Raw genomic sequence first — 22,938 nt, forward strand, 5'->3', positions numbered from 1 at the left:
ACTCACCCTCAGAACATTTTCTGGGGCTTTCCTCCGGGCGCTTCCCTTCGGTCTTGCGTTTCCGACTCTATCAGACTCTTTCGTGTCCGATTCCCGGTCGAAGCGGGCCTTGCGTTTTCGCTTTCCAGTTCTTCGCTTTCGCGCTTCCCTTTCCGGCGAGTCCGACTCTATCAGATCCTCTCGGGCCTGATTCCCAGTCAGCGGGGCTTGTCCTCCCGGCTGTTGGGCCGTTCCGACGAGTGAGACATTAGCGGAATCCAGGGCCTCGACGCTAATCGGGGCCACGTTCCTTCGAACGCGGATTCCTCATTTCGCAAATGCGCACGCAGAGACAGGCGACATGCGTCGCTCACTCGTTGTGGTTACTGCGGAATGGCTGTCCGGGGACCGACCGGGGTCGGCGCTCACGTCGGACAACTCGGAGCACACTACGGATGCGCAGGGGGTGTGTCAACCTCGGTCCTCGCCGGGGTGCTGTGGAAGGCACGGCGGTAGTCGCGGGGGCTGGTGCCCAGATGGGTGGCGAAGTGCTGGCGCATGGTGATCTCGCTGCCGAAGCCCGTGCGGCGTGCCACCTCGGGCAGCGGCAGATCGGTGCGCTCCAGCAGCTTCTGAGCTGCGGCGATGCGCTGGGCGATCAGCCAGCGCAGCGGAGTGGTGCCGGTGCTCGCCTGGAAGTGACGGGCGAAGGAACGCGGCGACATGCCGGCCCGGGCGGCCAGTTCCGCCACCGTATGCGGATCCGCCAGACGGGTCAGGGCGAAGGCGCGTACGGCCGCGAGTGTGTCGGCGTCGCGGTCGGCGCGTGGTGTGGGGTGCTCGATGAACTGGGCCTGTGTGCCGGTACGGAATGGGGCCGTGACCATCGAGCGCGCGATCGTCGCCGCCGCCTCGGCGCCATGGGTCGTCCGTACGAGATGGAGGCAGAGGTCGATGCCGGCTGCCGTGCCGGCGGACGTCCAGAGGTTGTCGTCGTGGACGAACAGGGCGTCCGGAACAACGGTCACGGCGGGGTGGCGGGTGCGCAGGAGGTCCGTGAGGTTCCAGTGGGTGACTGCCTGACGGCCGTCGAGAAGGCCTGCCTGGGCCAGGGTGAAGGCGCCTCCGCAGAGGGCGGCGATCGGCGTGGCTCGGGCGTGGGCGCGGCGCAGCGCGTCCAGGACTGCTTCGGGTGCCGGTGTCACATGGTCGTCCAGGCCGGGGACGACGATCAGGTCGGCTCGGGCCAACCAGCTCAGTGTGCGGTCCGGGGTGAGGGAGAGGCCACCGCGGAGCGGGATGGGGGCGCCGGTGGCCGCCGTGCGGCGCAGGACGAACGGCGGGACTCCGCGGTCCGTACGGTCGACGCCCCAGACCTCCGTGATGACCGAGACGTCGAACGCGCGGACTCCGGGAAAGGAGACGAGGGCGATCCGGGTGGGTACGGGGTGCGGTGTCTCGGGCACGGGCATGGTGGCAGTAAAGCATCGGTCGATGGCTTTCCGACCTCTGGGCCGCCGGGGTGCGGGGCGGCAGGATCGTGGCCATGGAGATCGCGGAGAACGCAGCGCTGGTCGTGGTGGACGTGCAGCAGGGATTCGAGGAGGAGGCTTATTGGGGGCCGCGGAACAATCCCGCGGCGGACGAGAACATCGCCGGGCTGATCGATGCCTGGCAGTCCGGCGGGCGGCCCGTCGCCTTCGTACGGCATGACTCGCCCAAGCCTGATTCGCCTCTGCGGGTGGGATATCCCGGGAACGACTTCAAGCCGTACGTGGAGGAGCGGCGGGGAAAGGGCGGCGGGGAGGAACTGTTTCTGACGAAGAGCGTGAACTCGGCGTTCTACGGGACGCCGGATCTCGGTGCGTGGCTGCGCGCCGCCGGTGTGGAGCAGATCGTGGTGGCCGGTATCCAGACCAATATGTGCGTCGAGACGACCGCGCGAATGGCGGGGAATCTCGGATACGAGGTGTTCGTCCCGCTCGACGCGACCTACACCTTCGACCTGACCGGGCCCTGGGGCTGGTCACTGGGCGCGGAGGAGGTGGCGCGGGCCACCGCCGTGTCGCTGCACGGCGGTGGGTTCGCGAAGGTCGTGCGCAGTGCGGAGCTGATCGCTGCCGCGAAGTAGGTCAGCCGTTGCCGGAGGCGAGCTCGCGGCTGCGGTCGCGGGCTGCTTCGAGAGCCGCGATGAGGGCGGCGCGTACGCCGTGGTTCTCCAGTTCGCGGATGGCGCTGATGGTGGTGCCCGCGGGGCTGGTGACGGCTTCGCGGAGCTTGACCGGGTGCTCTCCGCTGTCGCGGAGCATCACCGCGGCGCCGATGGCGGCCTGCACGATGAGGTCATGGGCCTGGGCGCGGGGCAGGCCGAGCAGGATGCCGGCGTCCGTCATCGCCTCGACGAGGAAGTAGAAGTAGGCCGGGCCGGAGCCGGAGAGGGCGGTGGCCGCGTCCTGCTGGGACTCGGGGACGCGCAGGGTCTTGCCGACGCCTCCGAAGATCGCCTCGGTGGTCGCGAGGTGGTCGGTGGTGGCGTGACTGCCCGCGGAGATGACGGACATGCCCTCGTCGACCAGGACGGGGGTGTTCGGCATGACCCTCACCACCGGGGTGCCCGTGGTGAGGCGCTCCTCGATGAAGGCGGTCGTGATGCCGGCGGCGGCGCTGATGACCAGGCGGTCGGCGGTGATGTGTGCGGAGAGTTCGTCCAGGAGGCGGCCCATGTCCTGGGGTTTGACCGCCAGGATGAGGATGTCGGCGCGCTTGGCCGCCTCGGCGTTGCTGACCGCGTCGACTCCGTAGCGGTCGTGGAGCTCCGCGGCACGCTCGGAGCGGCGGGTGGTGACCAGCAGGTTCGCCGGGCGCCAGCCGGCCCGGATCATGCCGCTGAGCAGGGCCTCGCCGATCTTGCCGGTGCCGAGGACTGCAACTGTCTGGGTCATGCGCTTCACCCTCCGGGCTGTGCTCACTGTTCTCGTGGCGCCATCCTCGCACCGGGCCGTCAGGCGGTGCGGCGACGGAGGGTGGCGGCGCCGAGGGCGAGGACGAGAAGGGCGCAGCCGGCCACGACCGCGATGTCGCGGACGAAGCTGCCGGTGACGGCGGTGTGATGGAGGACCTCGTTCATGCCGTCGACGGCGTACGACATGGGCAGGACGTCCGAGATCGCTTCGAGCGCGGGTGCCATCCGGTCGCGGGCGACGAAGAGTCCGCAGAGCAGGAGCTGCGGGAAGATCACGGCCGGCATGAACTGGACGGCCTGGAACTCCGATGCCGCGAAGGCGGAGACGAACAGACCGAGCGCCGTGCCGAGGAGTGCGTCGAGCAGGGCGACCAGGAGCAGCAGCCATGGCGATCCGGTGACGTCCAGGCCGAGGGCCCAGACCGAGAGGCCCGTGGCCAGGAGCGACTGGACGATGGCGACGGCCCCGAAGGCGAGGGCGTAGCCGGCGATCAGGTCGCCCTTGCCGAGCGGCATGGCGAGGAGGCGCTCCAGGGTGCCCGACGTGCGTTCGCGCAGGGTGGCGATCGAGGTCACCAGGAACATCGTGATCAGCGGGAAGATGCCGAGGAGCGAGGCGCCGATGGCGTCGAAGGTCTGCGGGGCCCCGTCGAAGACGTATCGCAGCAGCGTGATCATCACGACCGGGATCAGCAGGAGGAGTGCGACCGTGCGCGGGTCGTGCGTCAGCTGGCGCAGGACCCGCCCGGCGGTGGCGAGGGTGCGGGCGGCCGTCAGGGGGGATGCGCCCCTCGCCGCCGGGGGTGTGGGTGCGGGTGTGCTCATCGGGCGTTCTCCTGACGGGTGGCGGCCGCGTCGACCAGGTGGAGGAAGGCTTCTTCGACGGTGTCGGTGCCGGAACCGGTGCGCAGGGCCTCGGGGGTGTCGTCGGCGAGGATCTCGCCGTCGCGCATCAGAAGCAGCCGGTGGCAGCGCTCGGCCTCGTCCATCACGTGGGAGGAGACGAGCAGCGTGGTGCCGCGGTCGGCGGCGAGGCGGTGGAAGAGGTTCCAGAGGTCGCGCCGGAGTACCGGGTCGAGGCCGACGGTGGGTTCGTCGAGGACGAGCAGTTCGGGGGTGCCGAGCAGCGCCACGGCGAGGGAGACCCGGGTGCGCTGGCCGCCCGAGAGGGTGCCCGCGAGATCGTCGGCGTGGCTGGTCAGGTCGACCTCGGTGACGGCGCGGGTGACTGCCTCGCGGCGGGCGTCCCGGTAGCGGCGGCCCGGCTGGAGGATCGCCGCGAAGTAGTCGAGGTTCTGCCGGACGGTGAGGTCGGTGTAGACGGAGGGGGCCTGGGTGACGTACCCGATGCGCGGGCGCAGGGTGGGGTGGCCCGCGGGGCTGCCCAGGACGTCGAGGGTGCCGGTGACCTTGGCCTGGGTGCCGACGACGGCCCGCATCAGGGTGGATTTGCCGCAGCCGGACGGGCCGAGGAGGCCGGTGATCCTGCCGGGTCCGACGGTGAAGTCGAGTCCTTTCAGGACGGTGCGGCTGCCTCGTACGACGGTGAGGCCACGGGCCTCGATGGCGGCGCCCGAAGAATTCATCATGTGATGAATTTTGGTGCCGCCAGGGCGCCGCCGTCAAGGGACCGCGCGTCGGCGGGCCGGGTTCGGTCCGGTTCGTCAGCGGTACGGGCCGGGGCGTCGGCGGTACGGGCCGGGGCCGTCAGTCGGTTAGTCGCACGGACCGTCGCCGGCAGCGTCCGGGGGCGTCAGCCGTGCGGGCCGTCACCGGTACCGTCCGGGGCCGTCAGCGGATGGCCACGTTCAGGTCGACGACGTACGCCTCCTCGACCGTGCCGTCCGGGAACAGCGGTGCGAGGTGCTCGCGCTCCTCGTCGAGGAAGCGCCGGGTGGCGGCCTCGCCGAGGACCAGGAACGCGGAGTGGCTGCCGAGGTTGGCCAGGTGCGTGGCCGACGGGACCCGGCGGGTCCACGGGACGCGGCGGTGCACGAAGTCGAGCCCGGGCGGCAGATCGCGGTGGCGGACGGGCGAGCCGTGGGCGCCGGTGTCCTCGGCGCCCGCCTCGGCCCCGAAGAAGCGGCGCAGCCGGGCGTCCTGGGCGGCGACCCACGGGACCTCGTGGTCGGCGACGTTCCACCAGAGCGCGAGTGCGCCGCCGGGCCGCAGGACGCGCCGGGCCTCGGGGGCGGAGCGGGACGGGTCGGTCCAGTGCCAGGACTGGGCGTAGGTGATCAGGTCGGCCGAGGCCGTGGTGAACGGCAGACGGTTGCCGTCGCCCCGCACCAGCGGGACACCCGGCAGGCCCCGGTGCAGTTCGGCCGCCATGCCGGGCCCCGGCTCCACGGCGACGACGCGGGCGCCGCGGTCGTGGAGGCTGCGGGTGGAGATGCCGGTGCCCGCGCCCACATCGATCGTGCGGGTGCCGGACAGGGGGCGGCCGGAGAGCTCCTCGACGGCGTCGAACAGGGCGGCCGGGTAGCCGGGGCGGGCGGCCGCGTACTGGGCGGCGGCCCGGTCGAAGGAAAGGGCGCGCGAGGGGGCGGCGGGCGAGGGGCTCGGGGTGCGGTCCGGATTGGCTTCCGGGGAGTCCGATGCGGTCATGAAGTCATCGTGCCGCCCGGCGCGTCCCGGTCCGCACTACCTGCGGCGGGCCTTCTTCGCCTTGGCCGTCCTGCGGGCCGCCGGGTTCCCGGTCCGGGCCGAGCGGCGCTTCGCGAACCGGGCCTGGGCCGCCTCGTACTCCGTACGCCGCAGCTTCTCGCCCGGCGCTTCGGAGAACGTACGGAAGAAGTACGCGAGCAGCGAGCCGATGAAGCCGATCGTCTTGAGGCCGCGCAGCGTGTCCTCGCGGCCCGGGTCGGCCGGGCGGCGGCTGAAGCCCTCCCACGTCTTGCGGAAGGCGACAGCGCTGCAGATGGCGAACATCAGCACGACCAGCAGGCCGACGAAGCTGCCGACGTCGGCGATCTCCAGGCCCTGGTAGGCGAACCGAAGCACGAAGCACGAGGCGACCGCGGCGGCGAGCGAACCGATGGCGACCCCGGCGCGGCGGAGCCCGTAGTTGCCGTCGTGGGCGACCCAGGTCGTGCCGAAGAAGCGGATGGACTCGGGCTGCGGGCCGGGGGCGGTCGCGGGGGCTCCGGCGGACGCCGTGCCGGACGCCGTGCCGGACTCGGTGGCGTCGGGGACCGTGCCGTCGGGGGTGTCGCTGTTCTCGCTCACGAGGTCGATTATCCCAGGGGCGGGGCGGGGCACGGGGCGGCTGCGGTGTTCCCGCCACGGGTGCGGGGGTGGCGGGCCCATGGGTCCGGCCCCTCCCGGAGGGGCCGGACCGGGTTGGTTCAGCCCAGCTTGGAGACGTCGCGGACGGCGCCGCGGTCCGCGCTCGTCGCCATGGCAGCGTAGGCGCGCAGCGCCGCCGAGACCTTGCGCTCCCGGTTCTTCGGCGCGTACACGCCGTTCAGCGCCTCCCGGCGGGTGGCCAGCTCGGCGTCGGGGACGAGGAGCTCGATCGAGCGGTTCGGGATGTCGATCCGGATCCGGTCGCCGTCCTCGACGAGCGCGATCGTGCCGCCGGACGCCGCCTCGGGCGAGGCGTGGCCGATGGACAGGCCCGACGTACCGCCGGAGAAGCGGCCGTCGGTGATCAGCGCGCAGGTCTTGCCGAGGCCCCGGCCCTTGAGGAAGGACGTGGGGTAGAGCATCTCCTGCATGCCGGGACCGCCGCGCGGGCCCTCATAACGGATGACGACCACGTCGCCGTGCGTGATCTCCTTGCGGAGGATCTTGTCGACGGCCTCCTCCTGCGACTCGCAGACGACCGCCGGACCCTCGAAGGTCCAGATCGACTCGTCGACGCCGGCCGTCTTCACGACGCAGCCGTCCACGGCGATGTTGCCCTTGAGGACCGCGAGGCCGCCGTCCTTGGAGTACGCGTGCTCCACGTCGCGGATGCAGCCGCCCGCCGCGTCCAGGTCCAGGGTGTCCCAGCGCTCGGACTGCGAGAAGGCGGTCGCGGAACGGACGCAGCCCGGGGCCGCGTGCCACAGCTCGACGGCCTCGGGGGACGGCGAGCCGCCGCGGACGTCCCAGTTCTTGAGCCACTCGGCGAGCGTGTCGGAGTGCACCGAGTGCACGTCCTCGTTGAGATGGCCGCCGCGGTGCAGCTCACCGAGGAGGGCGGGGATGCCGCCGGCCCGGTGCACGTCCTCCATGTAGTACGTACCGCCGGGGGCCACGTTGGGGGCCACCTTGGAGAGGCACGGGACCCGGCGCGAGACCTCGTTGATGTCGTCGAGGTCGTACGCCAGCTCCGCCTCCTCGGCGGCGGCCAGCAGGTGCAGGATCGTGTTGGTCGAGCCGCCCATGGCGATGTCCAGCGCCATCGCGTTGTCGAACGCGGCGCGGGTGCCGATGGCGCGCGGCAGGACCGTCTCGTCGTCCTGCTCGTAGTAGCGCTTGGTGATCTCGACGACCGTGCGGCCGGCGTCCTCGTACAGCGCCTTGCGGGCGGTGTGCGTGGCGAGGACGGAGCCGTTGCCGGGGAGGGAGAGGCCGAGGACCTCGGTCAGGCAGTTCATCGAGTTGGCGGTGAACATGCCGGAACAGCTGCCGCAGGTGGGGCAGGCGTTCTCCTCGATGCGGAGGATGTCCTCGTCGGAGATGCTCTCGTCGACCGCGTCGCTGATCGCGTTGACCAGGTCGAGCTTGCGGACCGTGCCGTCGACGAGGGTGGCCTTGCCGGCCTCCATCGGACCGCCGGAGACGAAGACGGTGGGGATGTTGAGGCGCATCGCGGCCATCAGCATGCCCGGGGTGATCTTGTCGCAGTTCGAGATGCAGATCAGCGCGTCGGCGCAGTGCGCCTCGACCATGTACTCCACGCTGTCGGCGATGAGGTCGCGGGAGGGCAGGCTGTAGAGCATGCCGCCGTGGCCCATGGCGATGCCGTCGTCCACCGCGATCGTGTTGAACTCACGGGGAACCGCGCCCGCCGCCTTGATCGCGTCGGAGACGATCCGGCCGACCGGGGCGAGGTGGGTGTGGCCGGGGACGAACTCGGTGAACGAGTTGGCGACCGCGATGATCGGCTTGCCGATGTCCTCGCTGGCTACGCCCGAGGCGCGCATAAGGGCGCGCGCGCCCGCCATGTTGCGGCCGTGGGTGACAGTGCGGGACCTCAGCTGCGGCATCGTCTCTCGCTCCTTCGACAGAAAAGACTGGCTTCGAGCGTACGCCTCCGGTGCCAGGATCTGGACGGGGTGTCCGGAATGCGGGATTGCGTGCTCAGGGGGTGGGCGGCGGGCGGCACGGGGGGCGGGGACTGGCACGGGGGGCGGGGCTCTGTCCCGGGCCCCGCTCCTCAATCGCCGGAGGGGCTTGATCCGGAGGGGCCCGAGTCGGAGGGGCCCGAGTCGCCCGGCAGGTCCGGGTCGCCGGCCTGGGCCGGGTCCGTCAGGTAGCGCTGCAGGGTCGGGGCCACCATCGCGATGATCTTCTCCGGGTCCGCCGATGCCAGGGGTTCCGCCCGGAGCACGTACCGCAGCATCGCGATGCCCACCATGTGCGAGGCGGCCAGTTCGGCGCGGAAGGTGGGGTCCGGCACGTCCAGCTGTTCCGCGATCCGTCCCAGCAGGCGCCGCAGGACGAAGCCGCGCAGCACGTTCGCCGCCGCTTCGTGGGTCAGGGCCGAGCGCATGACCGCCAGCAGCGGGGTCCTGGACGCCGGGCTCTCCCAGACCGCGATGAAGTAGCGGGCCAGCCGCTCCCCCAGGCCGTCCTTGTCACTGCCCAGAATGGCCGGGATCACCAGGGCGGGTTCGAAGGAGAGCTCGATCGCGGCGGCGAAGACCTCGTCCTTCGTACCGAAGTAGTGGTGGACCAGGGCAGCGTCCACGCCCGCCGCCTTCGCGATGCCGCGGACCGACGTCTTGTCGTAGCCGCGTTCGGCGAATTCGGTGCGGGCGGCCTCCAGGATGCGGGTGCGCGCGTCCGGGCCGGTCGTCGCCGTCGTGCGGGAGGGGCGGCCGCGGCGCCTGGGGCCCTGGGCTTCGGCGCCCGGGGTCATGAGCGCGGCACCTGCGCCGGGGAGGCGAGGTGCAGCCGGGTGAAGGCGAGCGCCTCGGCGAGGTCGGCCTCGCGTTCGGCGGTGGACATCGCCCGGCGGGTGTTGACCTCGATGACGACGTGGCCGTCGAAGCCGGTCCGGGCCAGCCGCTCCAGCAGTTCGGCGCAGGGCTGGTCGCCGCGGCCGGGCACCAGGTGCTCGTCCTTGCCGGAACCCTTGCCGTCGGCCAGGTGGACGTGGGCCAGCCGGTCGCCCATCCGGTCGACCATGGCCATGCCGTCCGTACGCGCCGTCGAGGTGTGCGACAGGTCGACCGTGAAGTGGCGGTAGTCGTCGTTGGTGACGTCCCAGTCGGGGGCGTACGCGAGCATCTCGCGGTCCCGGTAGCGCCACGGGTACATGTTCTCGACGGCGAAGCGCACGTCGGTCTCGTCCGCCATCCGCCAGATCCCGGTGACGAAGTCACGCGCGTAGCCCCGCTGCCAGCGGAACGGCGGATGGACGACGACGGTCGACGCGCCGAGCTTCTCGGCCGCGGCACGCGCCCGCTGGAGCTTGACCCAGGGATCGGTGGACCAGACCCGCTGTGTGATCAGCAGACAGGGGGCGTGAACGGCCAGGATCGGCACCTGGTGGTAGTCCGAGAGCCGCCGCAGGGCCTCGATGTCCTGGCTGACGGGGTCGGTCCAGACCATGACCTCGACGCCGTCGTACCCCAGGCGCGCGGCGATCTCGAAGGCCGTCGCCGTCGACTCCGGATAGACCGAGGCCGTCGACAGGGCGACCTTCGCATCCGGGATGCGCACCACTGGTTCTGCCACGCAGACAGCGTACGGGCAGCGGTGCGCGTCGCCGAGGGAGTCCGGCGGAAAGTGAGAAGGGCCATGACGGTGCCGCGCCGGGGTCCGCCCCGTCAGTTCAGGGCCACGTCCTCGGTGGACGTCAGGTGGTCCAGGCGGCGCAGGATCACTCCCTCGCGCAGCGCCCAGGGGCAGATCTCCAGGTCCTCGACGCCCAGGAGGTCCATCGCGCCCTCCGCGACCAGCGCGCCGGCCAGCACCTGGGCGGACCGGCCCTCGGAGACGCCGGGGAGGTTTCCCCGCTCCTCGATCGTCATCGCGGCCAGCTTCGGCACCCACTCCTCCAGGGCCTTGCGGCTGAGGGTGCGCTGCACGTACAGCCCCTCGGTGGAGCGTGCGGCGCCCGCGATCCTGGCGAGCTGCTTGAAGGTCTTGGACGTGGCCACGACATGGTCGGGGCGGCCGAAGCGGGTGAACTCGCCGACGCTGCGGGCGATCCGTGCCCGGACATGGCGGCGCAGCTCCTTCACCTCCGCCGGACCCGGCGGATCGCCTGCCAGCCAGCCGGCCGTGAGCCGGCCGGCGCCCAGCGGGAGCGACACGGCGGCGTCCGGTTCCTCGTCGATGCCGTACGCGATCTCCAGCGAGCCGCCGCCGATGTCCAGGACGAGCAGCTTGCCCGCCGACCAGCCGAACCAGCGCCGGGCGGCGAGGAAGGTGAGGCGGGCCTCCTCCGTGCCGCTGAGGACGGCGAGGTCGACGCCCGTCTCGTCGCGGACCCGGGCCAGCACCTTGTCGGCGTTGCTCGCCTCGCGCACCGCGGAGGTGGCGAACGCCAGTACGTCCTCGCAGCCCTTGTCCTCGGCGGCCTGGAGCGCACCGGCGATCGTCGTCACCAGCCGGTCCACGCCGAGCGGGCCGATCGCGCCGTCCTCGTCGAGGAGCTCGGCCAGCCGCAGTTCCGCCTTGTGCGAGTGCGCGGGCAGCGGGCGGGCGCCGGGGTGCGCGTCGACCACCAGCAGATGAACCGTGTTCGACCCCACGTCGAGGACTCCGAGTCTCATATGCAGAACGCTACTGCGGCTTCGGGCGGGGACGGACCGGCGCATGGTCCCCGCCCATGCGCCCCACGGTCTTACTCTGGGCGCGTGCCAAAGACGAAAAAGGCGAAGCCGGGCAAAGTCACGAAGAAGCAGAAGACGAAGCAGGAGATGCAGCAGCCGCAGACAGAGGGACCTCAGGGGTCCGACGAGACGGGGATCGACTTCGCGCGGGCGTGGGTGGAGTTCCCGGACCCCGCCGACGACGAGCAGGTCTTCCGCTGTGACCTGACCTGGCTGACGTCCAGGTGGACGTGCATCTTCGGCAGTGGCTGCCAGGGCATCCAGGCCGGTCGCGCGGACGACGGGTGCTGCACCCTGGGCGCCCACTTCTCGGACGAGGACGACGAGAAGAGGGTGGCCGGGCACGTGGCCAGGCTCACTCCGGACCTGTGGCAGTTCCACGACGTGGGTACGGAATCGGGCTGGGTCCAGACCGATGACGACGGGGAGCGGCAGACGCGGCGCTGGGAGGGTTCCTGCATCTTCCAGAACCGTCCCGGCTTTGCCGCGGGTGCCGGCTGTTCCCTGCACATCCTGGCGCTGCGGGAGGGCAAGGAGCCCCTGGAGACCAAGCCGGACGTGTGCTGGCAGCTTCCGGTCCGGCGTACGTACGACTGGATCGACCGGCCCGACGACACGCGGATCCTCCAGGTGACGATCGGTGAGTACGACCGCCGGGGCTGGGGACCGGGCGGGCACGACCTGCACTGGTGGTGCACGTCGGCGACATCGGCGCACGGTGCCGGGGAGCCGGTGTACGTGTCGTACCGGCCCGAGCTCACGGAGCTGATGGGCAAGGAGGCGTACGACCGGCTGGTCGGGCTGTGCGAGGAGCGGCTCTCCTCGCTGCTGCCGATGGCACCGCACCCGGCGGACCCGGTCTAGGGGCGGTCCCGGGCCCGTCGGCCCGCGGGTCTGCGGTCCGCGGGGACGCCGGTCCCCCGCCGTCCCGCGCTCGGGCCCGGGACTCCCGGCACCGGGTCAGGGTCGCCGGTCCGCCGGTCTGCCGTCGGCGGGATGCCCGGGCCCGTTTCCTCCCGGGACCGGGACCGGGTCAGCGTCGCCGGTCCGCCGCCGGCGGGGTGCTCGGGCCGCCCTGGCCCGGGCCGCCGGTCGGGGGCGGGGAGTCCGTCGGGTCCGGGGACGGGCTCGGTGAGCCCGGGTCCGTCGGCGTCGGGGTGGTGTCCGTCGGGTCGGGTGTCGGGGTGGGATCGGGGCCCGGGGAGGACGGCGACGGCTCCTCCGGAACGGGCGGGTGCGAGTGGGCCGGGCCGCTCGGCGCCGGAGGCCGTGGCGAGGCGGAGGGCGCCCGCCCCCCGTACCCGTGCATCACCACGACCGACTCCGACGGGGCGACGGCGATCCGTGCGGTCCAGTACCCGGCGGGTTCGCGCCCGTGGTCCACGAGGACGCGGACCGTGATGCTGTCGCCCGCCGCGAGCGTTCCCGAAGTGCTGCTCAGATGCAGCCAGGACTGGCCCGTGCCGGCCGACCAGACGACCGGGCCCGCCTTCGACGCGGTGAGCGTGATCGTCGTCGTGCCGCCGGACGAGCGGGCCTCGACGGTCAGGCGGCCCGCGCTGTCCTCTCCCCCGTCCCGGTCCGGGTCCGCGCCCACGCTGATGACCTCGGCCGAGACGTCCGGGAGACGGTCGCCGTCCGTGAAACCGGGGCCGGGCTCCGGACGGGCGTTGCCCGCGTTCTCGTAGTGGCCGTACGGGTCGCCGGTCCCGTGGCCGTCGTCCGTCTCGGTCGCGGTGACCGCCGAGCCTTCGCGCCCCTCGCCGGTGAGCGGGGCACCCCGGTAGGCGGACCAGAGGGCGATCACGGGGGCCGCGACGACCGTGGCGACGACCGTCGTTGTCATGACCCTGGACCGCAGCCGGTCCCGGCGCGCGGCATGGTCCTTCGGGTCCATCGGGAAGCCCGTCCGGTCGAACCGGGGTGTGGCGGACCGATTCTTCTGGTGCTTCTGAGCATGCAGCATCGCCACATAGGCGGAGGGGCGCGGCGCCTCGACGACCGCCAGCACGGCCACGGGCGTGACCGCGGCCCCCGGCCAGGGGCCCTGTGCGCCGGCCCGCTCGGCCGCGCGGCGGCAGCCCGGGCAGTCGTCCACATGCCGTACCAGCTCGCGGCGCAGGGTGGCGGAGAGCAGCACACGATGGTCGCCGGTGAGCCTGCCCACCGCGGGGCAGTTGCCCTTCTCCACGACGGCGAGGGCGGCCCTCGTCCGTTCCACCTCGCAGGCGGCCGCGGCCAGGAGCTCCCGGGCGGTCGCGGGTTCCAGCCCGAGGACGGCGGCGACCGCGCGCGGGGTGAGCCGGTGGCGCACCGCGAGCTCCAGCGCCTCGCGCTGTTCGGGACTGGTGCCCGCCGCCTCGGGCCAGGCCAGCTGAGCCAGTTCGCGACGGTGCGCCTCGGCCGCCGCGGGGCTCTCCGCGGACATGGCCGGCGAGGCGGACGCGAGGGACGCCGATGTGGAGGAGCGGGGCGCGGGGGGCGCGGGCGGTGGTGCGCCCGCAGCCTTCGAGGTGTGCGCGGACGCGGGCGTGCGCCGTCCCGCGCGGGCTGCGGGTGCGACGGCCCCGCGATGGTCGTCCTGCGCCCTGGCCGACTGCCTGCGCGCCCGGGCCCCGGCAGGTCTGCGGTGCGCCTGACGGCCCTGCTTCTGCTCGCCGAGCCTGCGCAGACACATCCATCTGGCCAGTGCGTACAGCCAGGCTCGGCGTTCCTCCTCGTCCGCGGGACACCGGCCGCCCTGCCGCTCCGCCAGCGCCAGCACCCCGCCGAGCGCCTCGGTGGCGGCGTCGTGGTCGCAGAGCACGGAGAGGCAGTACGTGAACAGGCCGTCGAGATGCGGTTCGTAACGGGCCGGCGGCTGCTTCGGCGAGGAGTGGGGCGCGCGGTGCTGCGCCCGGTGTGCGCCGGGGGTGTTCGTGGGGGTCTCCAGCCTGCTGCTCGTCACCTTGCGACCGTAGGCAGCGCAGGGCATACCCCTCGCACCCCTTGAGCACATTTAACCCTTTCGGGTGAATGTATCGCTCGATAAGGGACAGGGATTCACGATTCCACCCACGGTGGCGATGCGCGACCCCACCGGCGACCCCGCCCGCGCACCGCACCGGGCTCCGCTGTCCGACCGCACCTATACGGTGGCGCCATGGCTGCTCGTACGAAATCCGCGAAGGACCGGCCGTCCTATCACTGCACCGAGTGCGGCTGGACGACCGCCAAGTGGCTCGGCCGCTGCTTCGAGTGCCAGGCCTGGGGGACGGTCGTGGAGTTCGGCGGCGCCCCTGCGGTCCGGACCACGGCGGCCGGCCGTGTCTCGACCGCCGCTCTCCCCATCGGCCAGGTCGACAGCCGCCAGGCCACCGCCCGCTCGACGGGCGTCGGCGAGCTGGACCGGGTGCTGGGCGGCGGGCTGGTGCCTGGCGCCGTCGTGCTGCTCGCGGGCGAGCCGGGCGTCGGGAAGTCGACGCTGCTGCTGGACGTGGCGGCCAAGGCCGCGAGCGAGGAGCACCGCACGCTCTACGTCACGGCCGAGGAGTCCGCCAGCCAGGTCCGCATGCGCGCCGACCGGATCCGGGCGATCAACGACCATCTGTACCTGGCCGCCGAGACCGACCTGTCCGCGGTCCTGGGCCATCTGGACGCGGTCAAGCCGTCCCTGCTCGTCCTGGACTCCGTACAGACCGTCGCCTCCCCCGAGATCGACGGCGCACCCGGCGGCATGGCGCAGGTCCGCGAGGTCGCGGGCGCGCTCATCCGCGCCTCCAAGGAGCGCGGCATGTCGACCCTGCTGGTCGGCCACGTCACCAAGGACGGGGCGATCGCCGGACCGCGGCTGCTGGAGCACCTGGTCGACGTGGTGCTCTCCTTCGAGGGCGACCGCCATGCCCGGCTGCGCCTCGTGCGCGGCGTCAAGAACCGCTACGGGGCGACCGACGAGGTCGGCTGCTTCGAGCTCCACGACGAGGGCATCACCGGTCTCGCCGACCCCTCCGGCCTCTTCCTCACACGCCGGGACGAGCCCGTGCCCGGCACCTGCCTGACCGTGACCCTGGAGGGCAAGCGCCCGCTGGTCGCCGAGGTGCAGGCGCTCACCGTCGATTCCCAGATCCCCTCGCCCCGGCGCACCACCTCGGGTCTCGAGACGTCCCGGGTGTCGATGATGCTGGCCGTCCTGGAGCAGCGCGGCCGGATCAGCTCGCTGGGCAAGCGGGACATCTACAGCGCCACGGTGGGCGGTGTGAAGCTCTCGGAGCCGGCCGCGGACCTCGCGATCGCGCTCGCCCTGGCCAGCGCGGCGAGCGACACACCATTGCCCAAGAACCTGGTGGCGATCGGCGAGGTGGGGCTCGCGGGGGAGGTCAGAAGGGTCACCGGGGTCCAGCGCAGACTGGCCGAGGCACACCGCCTGGGCTTCACCCACGCACTCGTTCCGACCGATCCGGGGAAGGTCCCGGCCGGTATGAAGGTCACGGAAGTCGCCAACATGGGCGACGCCCTGAGAGTGCTGCCGGGCCGCTCTCGTACACAGGCCCCACGGGAGGACGGCGTACGCCGGTAGACTTTGCCCTGGTCTCGCCCGTCCGTACGAACGGCATGAGGGACGTAGGGTCTTTCGTTCGGGCGTGCGCGCCGGACCGCGCGAGCCCGGCAAGGTCCGAACGAGAGGCCCTTAGGGCACCGCAAACCTGTGACCGGAGGAGTGCAGTGGCAGCCAGCGACCGGGCAGCATCGCCCGGAAAGTCCGGCCAAGGCACCGGGAACGAGGCGCTGATGCGCGCCTCGTTGACCGCCGTCGCGCCCGGAATGGCCCTGCGGGACGGCCTGGAGCGCATTCTCCGTGGCAACACCGGCGGCCTGATCGTGCTCGGCATGGACAAGACCGTCGAGTCGATGTGCACCGGCGGATTCGTGCTGGACGTGGAGTTCACCGCGACCCGGCTGCGCGAGCTCGCCAAGCTGGACGGGGCACTGATCCTCGACAAGGACATGACCAAGATCCTGCGGGCCGGCGTCCAGCTGGTCCCGGACGCCTCGATCCCCACCGAGGAGACGGGCACCCGTCACCGCACGGCGGACCGGGTCTCCAAGCAGTGCAACTTCCCGGTCGTCTCGGTCTCCCAGTCGATGCACCTCATCGCGCTGTACGTGGACGGGGAGCGCCGGGTCCTGGAGGAGTCCGCCGCGATCCTCTCCCGCGCCAACCAGGCACTCGCCACGCTGGAGCGGTACAAGCTCCGGCTCGACGAGGTGGCGGGCACGCTCTCCGCTCTGGAGATCGAGGACCTCGTGACCGTCCGGGACGTGACCGCAGTCGCCCAGCGCCTGGAGATGGTCCGCCGGATCGCGACCGAGATCGCCGAGTACGTGGTGGAGCTCGGGACCGACGGCCGGCTTCTCTCGCTCCAGCTCGACGAGTTGATCGCGGGCGTGGAACCGGAGCGCGAGCTGGTCGTGCGCGACTACGTGCCGGAGCCGACCGCGAAGCGCTCGCGCACGGTGGCCGAGGCGCTCACCGAGCTGGACGCCCTGTCCCACACCGAGCTGCTCGAACTCCCGGTCGTGGCAAGGGCGCTGGGGTACAGCGGCTCTCCGGAGACGCTCGACTCGGCGGTGTCTCCGCGTGGCTTCCGGCTGCTGGCGAAGGTGCCGCGGCTGCCCGGGGCGATCATCGACCGGCTGGTGGAGCACTTCGGCGGCCTGCAGAAGCTGCTCGCTGCGAGCGTGGACGATCTCCAGACGGTCGACGGGGTCGGCGAAGCGCGGGCGCGCAGCGTGCGCGAGGGACTGTCCCGGCTGGCCGAGTCGTCGATTCTCGAACGGTACGTGTAGGCGCGGTACGTGCAAGCGCGGCGTCAGGCGCGGTACGTGCAAGCGCGGCGTCAGGCGCGGTACGCGTAGCCGCGGCACGTGCGGGCGCGGGTCCGCCCGTCAGGCCGGGCCGCTGCGCGAGCCGCTGTGCCGGGCCGTTGCGCCGGGCGCCACCGCGCCGGACCTTCAGGGACGCGCGGATCCTCAGCCCCTCGGCCCCTGCCGCCCCGTCCCGCGAGCCGCCGCGTCAGTCCTTCGCGAGGACGAACGAGGCGCGCTGCACGGGCTCACCCGCGGCCTTGGCCTCGACCAGGTACGTACCGGGGCCCGCGGACCCCGCAGGCGGTGTCGCGCACTTCGGGGCGCTCTTGGCGCGGTCCCACTCCACGGCGTACTCGACGGTCGCTCCCGCCGGCACCTTCAGCAGCACGGCGGCCGCGTTGCGCGGGCAGTCCTCGGAGGACCACACCTCTTCGTCGTCACCGCCCGCCTCGGTGACGGTGAGGACCGCGGCCTTCGGGCCGAAGTCGGCCTTGCACGCGGTGGACGAGGTGTTCGTGGCGATCAGCCGGAACTTCGGCTTGTCGCCGGGTCCGTAGCGGAGGTCGGTCTTCAGGGTCAGTCGCAACGCGGCGGGCACGCAGTCGGGAAGCGCGGAGCCTGCCGGGACCTGCTGCCCCGCGGTTCCGGCGCCCGATCCGCCGCTCGCACCGGAACCGGCCTCCGTGTCCGAGCCGTTGCCGTCGTCGCCCGTCCCGCCGCCCGCCCCGCCGGAGCCCGCGTCCGAACTTCCGCCGCCACTCCCGCCGCTGCCGCCGGAGTCGCCCGACTCGTCGCGCCCGCCCGGCTGTTCACTGATCGCCGGGCCGGAACCGGAGGGTCCTGGCGTGATCGAGTCCACGGGACCCGAGCCGGGGGCCCGTGAGTCGTCGTGATTCCCCTTGCCGCCACCGGAGGTGACGGCCCATACGACCAGCAACGCGAGCAGCGCAATCAGCGTCGCCGCTACCGCCCTCCGTCGCCAGTAGATGGTGGAGGGAAGCGGCCCGATCGGATTACGCAGAGATCCCACGGCGCAAACTGTACGAGAGAACAGCGCCAACTCCCGCCCCACCCGCCGCCACAGGCCTTCGAGTTTTGCCGATCATCATCCTGGGGCGGCCCGTTCCCGCCCCGGAGTACACCGCGAGCACCTTGAGTGATCATCCGCCTACGGCATGCGATCTTCGCGGGGCGACGGTTCACCACACCGGGCCGCGAGCCCCGCCGGCGGGCACGGCAGCGCCGCGACGCCCGGAGGCGATCCGTGGGGCCAGTTGCCGCAACGGCTCGCGGAACGTGCCGCCACTTGCCGGAACGCGGGTCCGGCAGGGCAGGGAAAGACGGGTGTCCCTATCACTCCATGGGCTCTTTCGAGGGGTGACACCCCCGTCCCCCTGACCTTCGTCTGCGCTTCCGTGCCAGGATCGGCAGTGCGATGACTGCCACGACTGCGACACAGACGCCCCCCACCTCCCTCCACACTCCCGTCATCGGGTGGTTCGACCAGCACGCCCGCGATCTGCCCTGGCGCCGCCCCGAAGCGGGCGCCTGGGGCGTGATGGTGAGTGAGTTCATGCTGCAGCAGACCCCCGTCAACCGGGTCCTCCCGGTGTACGAGCAGTGGCTGGCCCGCTGGCCGCGCCCCGCCGACCTCGCAGCACAACCGCCCGGCGAGGCGGTCCGCGCGTGGGGCCGGCTCGGCTACCCGCGGCGGGCCCTGCGCCTGCACGGCGCCGCCCAGGCCATAACGGAACGGCACGGCGGCGACGTACCGAGCGCGCACGCCCAGCTGCTCGCGCTGCCCGGGATCGGCGAGTACACGGCGGCCGCCGTGGCCTCGTTCGCCTACCGGCAGCGGCACGCCGTCCTCGACACGAACGTCCGCAGGGTGTTCGCGCGGGCCGCCGGCGGCATCCAGTACCCGCCGAACGCGACCACCGCCGCCGAGCGCAAGCTCGCCCGCGCACTGCTCCCGGAGCAGGACGAGCAGGCCGCGCAGTGGGCGGCCGCGACGATGGAGCTCGGCGCCCTCGTCTGCACCGCGAAGAACGAGGACTGCACGCGCTGCCCGATCGCCGGGCAGTGCGCCTGGCGGCTGGCCGGGAAGCCCGCGCACCAGGGGCCCCCGCGCCGCGGCCAGACCTACGCCGGTACGGACCGGCAGGTGCGCGGCAGGCTCCTCGCGGTGCTGCGCGAGTCCGTGACCCCGGTGTCTCAGTCGGCGCTCGACGCGGTGTGGGAGGAGCCGGTGCAGCGGGCCCGCGCACTGGACGGCCTGGTCTCCGACGGTCTGGTCGAACCGCTCGCGGGCGGTCAGTACCGGCTGCCGCTGACCTGACGGACCGGTCGGGCTCGTTCCGCTTCCCCGGGCCCTTTGTCCCTCTCCTCCTGCGCTGTTACACAACCGATGGGCAGCCGTGCGTCGGCGTACGGCTGCTCCGCACAGCCTCGTGACAACAGCTCCGTAGCGTCACCGACGTCAGCCCGACGACCAGGCGGCTGACAGTGGTTCTACGGGGATTCACGGGGACGGAGGCGGTTGTCATGGCGCAGGGTGAGGTGCTCGGTTTCGAGGAGTACGTGCGTACCCGGCAGGACGCGTTGCTGCGCAGCGCGCGCCGGCTGGTCCCCGACCCCGTGGACGCACAGGACCTGCTGCAGACCGCCCTGGCCCGCACCTACGGCCGCTGGGACGGCATCGCCGACAAGTCCCTGGCCGACGCCTACCTGCGCCGCGTCATGATCAACACCCGCACCGAGTGGTGGCGGGCGCGCAAGCTGGACGAGGTCCCCACCGAGCAGCTCCCCGACGCCAGCGTCGAGGACGGCACCGAGCAGCGTGCCGACCGCGCCCTGCTGATGGACGTCCTGGGCGTGCTGGCTCCCAAGCAGCGCAGCGTGGTCGTGCTGCGACACTGGGAGCAGATGAGCACGGAGGAGACGGCCGCGGCGCTCGGTATGTCGGCCGGTACGGTGAAGAGCACCCTGCACCGGGCGCTGGCGCGACTGCGCGAGGAGCTGGAGAGCAGGGAAGCGGCGAGCCGTGCGGAGCTGATCCGGGAGAACGGGGACCGCGGGGCGGACCTCCGTGTCCCGGCGCCCCGGAACCCGGTGCGGTCGCGGGCACAGGCAGGGGCGCCCCGCGAGGGGCGTCATGACGAGCGGGGGCGGGAGCGGTGCGCGGCCTGACAGGCAGCGGTGAGGGCGGCGGCGGAAGCGGCGGCGATGTCACCGGAAGACCCACGGGGGACGGGACCGGCAGCAAGCCGGGACGCCGGCTGACCGGCTGGGCGGCGAGCAGCACGGTTCTGGCCGGGCTCGCCGTCTTCGGTCTGTTCGCCGTCAGCTGCTCCACCGGCGGCACGGGCACGCGCGACGAGGGCCCGGCAGGCACCCAGCCGGTCGCCCAGGTCACGCCGAGCACCACGACCCCGTCCACGGCGAAGCCGACGCCCCGGGTCGACGCGGTGTCCCTGCTCAAGGCGGATTCCGAGGTGAGCGAGCGGGTCAGGACCGACCTCAGGCCCTGCACCGGTGACGAGTACCCGGTGGACACCTCGTACGGCAGCCTGACCGACGGACCCTCCGCGGACGTGGTGGTCAACGTGATGACCTGCGGCGACTCGGTCGGCGTGGGCACCTATGTGTACCGGCCGCGGTCGGACGGCACGTACGAGAACGTGTTCACCATCGAGCAGCCCGCCGTCTACGGGACCATCGACCGCGGCGATCTGGTGGTGACGACCCAGGTGTACGAGAAGAAGGACGCGGTCGCCTACCCATCGGGCGAGGAAGTGATCACGTACCACTGGGCAAGCAGCCGGTTCAGCGAGCAGGACCGGGTGCACAACGACTTCAACAGAGCCGTCGGAACCGGGGAAGGGGACTTCCCCGGGCCCACGGAACCGACGAAGAACTGAGAGCAGTCCGATGGCCGAGACCCATGTCCTGTTCGTCGAGGACGACGATGTCATCCGCGAGGCCACCCAGCTGGCGCTGGAGCGGGACGGCTTCGTGGTCACCGCGATGCCCGACGGTCTCCTGGGCCTCGAAGCGTTCCGGGCCGACCGGCCCGACATCGCGCTGCTCGACGTGATGGTGCCCGGCCTGGACGGGGTCAGCCTCTGCAGACGCATCCGGGACGAGTCGACGGTTCCCGTGATCATGCTGTCGGCGCGGGCGGACTCCATCGACGTGGTGCTCGGCCTGGAGGCCGGCGCCGACGACTACGTGACGAAGCCGTTCGACGGTGCGGTCCTGGTCGCCAGGATCCGGGCGGTGCTCCGCCGCTTCGGCCATGCCTCGGGGAGCGGGACGGGCAGCGGTGGCGAGCCCGCGGCGCGGCCCGACGGCGGTGTGCTCGTCTTCGGAGACGTGGAGATCGACACCGAGGGCATGGAGGTCCGCAAGGGCGGCGAGCAGGTGGGTCTGACCCCCACCGAGATGCGGCTGCTGCTGGAGTTCTCGTCCGCGCCCGGCACGGTGCTCTCCCGCGACAAGCTGCTGGAGCGGGTCTGGGACTACGGCTGGGGCGGGGACACCCGGGTCGTGGACGTCCATGTGCAGCGGCTGCGCACGAAGATCGGCCAGGACCGGATCGAGACGGTCCGCGGCTTCGGCTACAAACTCAGGGCATGAGGCGCCCGGCCCTGCGGACGGGTGTCCGCTGGAAGATCAGTATCGCGATCGCCGCAGTCGGCGCCCTGATCGCGATCGCGCTGAGCCTGGTCGTCCACAACGCCGCCAGGGTCTCCATGCTGGAGAACGCGCGCGAGGTCCAGCTGGAGCGGCTGACCTACGCCCAGCTGCTCTACGAGGCGACGAAGACGAAGAAGGCCGACCCCCGCTTCGGCGCGAAGCTCAACGATCCGACGATGCCCGACAGCCTGCGCCAGGAGACCCGTCGCAACCGTCGCGCGACGCACGTCGAGGACAGCGGCGGGGTGCCCGACGTCTGGGCGGCCGTACCGCTGCCCGGCGGTGACGTGCTCTCGCTGCACACCCGTTTCGCCGACCGCTCCGCCACGATCCTGGGCGATCTCGACCGGGCCCTGATCATCGGCTCGGTCTCGGTGGTCCTCGGCGGCTCCGCGCTGGGTGTCCTGATCGGCGGCCAGCTCTCGCGCCGGCTGCGCAAGGCGGCCGCCGCGGCGGGCAGGGTCGCGCAGGGCCATACCGATGTACGGGTCGGGGATGCCGTCGGCGGGGTCGTGCGGGACGAGACCGACGAGCTGGCCGGCGCGGTGGACGCCCTGACGGACGCGCTGAACGAGCGCATCGAGGCCGAGCGCCGGGTCACCGCGGACATCGCGCACGAACTGCGCACGCCCGTGACCGGGCTGCTGACGGCTGCCGAGCTGCTGCCGCCGGGGCGGCCCACTGAGCTCGTACGGGACCGGGCGCAGGCGATGCGCACGCTGGTCGAGGACGTGCTGGAGGTGGCCCGGCTGGACAGCGCCTCCGAGCGGGCCGAGCTGCAGCAGCTCGCGCTGGGTGAGTTCGTCAGCCGCCGGGTGGCGCTGCTGAACCCGGAGGTGCGGATGCAGGTGGTCCACGAGTCGTGGGTCAGCACCGACCCGCGGCGGCTGGAGCGCATCCTGTTCAATCTGCTGGGCAATGCCGCCAAGCACGGCTCCACGCCCGTGGAGGTCACGGTCGAGGGCCGGGTGGTGCGGGTCCGCGATCACGGTCCGGGGTTCCCGGCGGCGCTGCTGCGGGAGGGGCCGAGCCGGTTCCGTACCGGATCCTCGGACCGGGCAGGGCAGGGGCACGGGCTGGGGCTGACGATCGCGGCCGGTCAGGCGCGGGTGCTCGGTGCCCGCCTCACCTTCCGCAACGCGGCCCCCGAGGGCGCGGCCGAGGGCGCCGGCGGGGCGATCGCCGTCCTGTGGCTGCCCGAGCACGCGCCGACGGACACCGGCAGCTTCCCCATGCTCCAGCTCGGCGAACAGCGCGGCCCGGCATCGGGCGGCAGAAGGGCCGCCGGCAGCGGCGCGGACCCGCGCGGCGGGCATCCCGACCGCTGATCGGACGGTCCGGACGGGGATGGCAGGCGTACGAGGAAGCCTCCGGCATGGCACCCATCACCGGCATCGCCCCGTCCTCCTGCTGGGCCCCGGCAAATCCCTCCCAGGCCGCAGGGTCCAGGGTCGG

Annotated in this window: 21 protein-coding genes; 9 read left to right on the plus strand and 12 right to left on the minus strand. The window is 72.4% G+C overall.

Features of this window, described 5'->3' with window-relative positions; all coding sequences use genetic code 11:
• Nucleotides 1-428 precede the first annotated feature (428 nt).
• Nucleotides 429-1,451, minus strand: coding sequence for a GlxA family transcriptional regulator (locus ABT025_RS36695; protein WP_351003009.1), 1,023 nt, complete (start codon nucleotides 1,449-1,451; stop codon nucleotides 429-431).
• 74 nt (nucleotides 1,452-1,525) lie between these two features.
• Here ABT025_RS36695 and ABT025_RS36700 point away from each other — a divergent pair, with 74 nt between their 5' ends.
• Complete coding sequence (locus ABT025_RS36700) at nucleotides 1,526-2,110, plus strand: cysteine hydrolase family protein (RefSeq protein ID WP_351003010.1); 585 nt, start codon at nucleotides 1,526-1,528, stop codon at nucleotides 2,108-2,110.
• 1 nt (nucleotide 2,111) lies between these two features.
• Here the strand turns inward: ABT025_RS36700 and proC are convergent, their stop codons facing one another.
• The 9 genes from proC to ABT025_RS36745 all read right to left on the minus strand — a co-directional run bounded on the left by proC (nucleotide 2,112) and on the right by ABT025_RS36745 (nucleotide 10,878).
• On the minus strand, nucleotides 2,112-2,921 hold the full coding sequence (gene proC / locus ABT025_RS36705; RefSeq protein WP_351003011.1) for a pyrroline-5-carboxylate reductase: 810 nt from the start codon (nucleotides 2,919-2,921) through the stop codon (nucleotides 2,112-2,114).
• Nucleotides 2,922-2,980: 59 nt separating this feature from the next.
• A complete protein-coding gene (locus ABT025_RS36710; protein WP_351003012.1) occupies nucleotides 2,981-3,766 on the minus strand; it encodes an ABC transporter permease in 786 nt (261 codons plus the stop codon).
• The gene (locus ABT025_RS36715) at nucleotides 3,763-4,530 is read right to left on the minus strand and encodes an ABC transporter ATP-binding protein (protein ID WP_351003013.1); all 768 of its coding nucleotides are present in this window, start codon (nucleotides 4,528-4,530) and stop codon (nucleotides 3,763-3,765) included. Before ABT025_RS36715 ends, ABT025_RS36710 begins: the two co-directional genes overlap by 4 nt.
• A gap of 202 nt (nucleotides 4,531-4,732) precedes the next feature.
• A complete protein-coding gene (locus ABT025_RS36720) occupies nucleotides 4,733-5,548 on the minus strand; it encodes a class I SAM-dependent methyltransferase (protein ID WP_351003014.1) in 816 nt (271 codons plus the stop codon).
• A gap of 36 nt (nucleotides 5,549-5,584) precedes the next feature.
• Nucleotides 5,585-6,169 carry a hypothetical protein gene (locus tag ABT025_RS36725; RefSeq protein WP_351003015.1) on the minus strand — a complete coding sequence of 195 codons (585 nt, stop codon included), beginning with the start codon at nucleotides 6,167-6,169 and terminating at the stop codon, nucleotides 5,585-5,587.
• A 119-nt stretch (nucleotides 6,170-6,288) separates the two neighbouring features.
• Nucleotides 6,289-8,139, minus strand: a complete 1,851-nt coding sequence (gene ilvD / locus ABT025_RS36730) for a dihydroxy-acid dehydratase (protein WP_351003016.1) — start codon at nucleotides 8,137-8,139, stop codon at nucleotides 6,289-6,291.
• Between the two features lie 170 nt (nucleotides 8,140-8,309).
• Entirely contained in the window at nucleotides 8,310-9,014 is a 705-nt protein-coding gene (locus ABT025_RS36735) for a TetR/AcrR family transcriptional regulator (RefSeq protein ID WP_351003017.1), read from the minus strand.
• The gene (locus tag ABT025_RS36740) at nucleotides 9,011-9,835 is read right to left on the minus strand and encodes a sugar phosphate isomerase/epimerase family protein (RefSeq protein WP_351003018.1); all 825 of its coding nucleotides are present in this window, start codon (nucleotides 9,833-9,835) and stop codon (nucleotides 9,011-9,013) included. Before ABT025_RS36740 ends, ABT025_RS36735 begins: the two co-directional genes overlap by 4 nt.
• Nucleotides 9,836-9,927: 92 nt before the next feature.
• Nucleotides 9,928-10,878, minus strand: a complete 951-nt coding sequence (locus tag ABT025_RS36745; RefSeq protein ID WP_351003019.1) for a Ppx/GppA family phosphatase — start codon at nucleotides 10,876-10,878, stop codon at nucleotides 9,928-9,930.
• A gap of 84 nt (nucleotides 10,879-10,962) precedes the next feature.
• Here ABT025_RS36745 and ABT025_RS36750 point away from each other — a divergent pair, with 84 nt between their 5' ends.
• The gene (locus ABT025_RS36750; protein ID WP_351003020.1) at nucleotides 10,963-11,802 is read left to right on the plus strand and encodes a DUF3109 family protein; all 840 of its coding nucleotides are present in this window, start codon (nucleotides 10,963-10,965) and stop codon (nucleotides 11,800-11,802) included.
• A gap of 169 nt (nucleotides 11,803-11,971) precedes the next feature.
• On the opposite strand, the gene ABT025_RS36755 is transcribed toward ABT025_RS36750, so the two are convergent.
• The gene (locus ABT025_RS36755) at nucleotides 11,972-13,885 is read right to left on the minus strand and encodes a BACON domain-containing protein (RefSeq protein ID WP_351003021.1); all 1,914 of its coding nucleotides are present in this window, start codon (nucleotides 13,883-13,885) and stop codon (nucleotides 11,972-11,974) included.
• Between the two features lie 195 nt (nucleotides 13,886-14,080).
• Here ABT025_RS36755 and radA point away from each other — a divergent pair, with 195 nt between their 5' ends.
• Both radA and disA read left to right on the plus strand, forming a co-directional pair.
• Complete coding sequence (radA, locus tag ABT025_RS36760) at nucleotides 14,081-15,493, plus strand: DNA repair protein RadA (RefSeq protein WP_351003022.1); 1,413 nt, start codon at nucleotides 14,081-14,083, stop codon at nucleotides 15,491-15,493.
• Nucleotides 15,494-15,639: 146 nt separating this feature from the next.
• The gene (gene disA / locus ABT025_RS36765) at nucleotides 15,640-16,764 is read left to right on the plus strand and encodes a DNA integrity scanning diadenylate cyclase DisA (RefSeq protein WP_351003023.1); all 1,125 of its coding nucleotides are present in this window, start codon (nucleotides 15,640-15,642) and stop codon (nucleotides 16,762-16,764) included.
• Nucleotides 16,765-16,990: 226 nt separating this feature from the next.
• Here disA and ABT025_RS36770 read toward each other — a convergent pair whose 3' ends face one another.
• Nucleotides 16,991-17,773 (minus strand): hypothetical protein, encoded by a 783-nt coding sequence (locus ABT025_RS36770; RefSeq protein WP_351003029.1) that lies wholly within the window; start codon nucleotides 17,771-17,773, stop codon nucleotides 16,991-16,993.
• A gap of 447 nt (nucleotides 17,774-18,220) precedes the next feature.
• Between ABT025_RS36770 and ABT025_RS36775 the strand changes: the two genes are divergently transcribed.
• The 5 genes from ABT025_RS36775 (at nucleotide 18,221) to cseC (ending at nucleotide 22,811) form a co-directional block, all read left to right on the plus strand.
• Entirely contained in the window at nucleotides 18,221-19,123 is a 903-nt protein-coding gene (locus ABT025_RS36775) for an HhH-GPD family protein (protein WP_351003024.1), read from the plus strand.
• Nucleotides 19,124-19,329: 206 nt separating this feature from the next.
• On the plus strand, nucleotides 19,330-19,974 hold the full coding sequence (locus ABT025_RS36780) for a SigE family RNA polymerase sigma factor (protein ID WP_351003025.1): 645 nt from the start codon (nucleotides 19,330-19,332) through the stop codon (nucleotides 19,972-19,974).
• Nucleotides 19,962-20,705 carry a hypothetical protein gene (locus tag ABT025_RS36785; protein WP_351003026.1) on the plus strand — a complete coding sequence of 248 codons (744 nt, stop codon included), beginning with the start codon at nucleotides 19,962-19,964 and terminating at the stop codon, nucleotides 20,703-20,705. Before ABT025_RS36780 ends, ABT025_RS36785 begins: the two co-directional genes overlap by 13 nt.
• A gap of 10 nt (nucleotides 20,706-20,715) precedes the next feature.
• Nucleotides 20,716-21,423: a two-component system response regulator CseB gene (gene cseB, locus ABT025_RS36790; RefSeq protein WP_351003027.1), complete on the plus strand. Its 708-nt coding sequence runs from the start codon at nucleotides 20,716-20,718 to the stop codon at nucleotides 21,421-21,423.
• Entirely contained in the window at nucleotides 21,420-22,811 is a 1,392-nt protein-coding gene (cseC, locus tag ABT025_RS36795) for a two-component system sensor histidine kinase CseC (protein ID WP_351003028.1), read from the plus strand. The genes cseB and cseC overlap by 4 nt, the downstream gene beginning before the upstream one ends.
• Nucleotides 22,812-22,938: the final 127 nt, after the last annotated feature.

The organism is Streptomyces sp. NPDC002809, from assembly GCF_040295435.1.
Classification (GTDB): Bacteria; Actinomycetota; Actinomycetes; order Streptomycetales; family Streptomycetaceae; genus Streptomyces.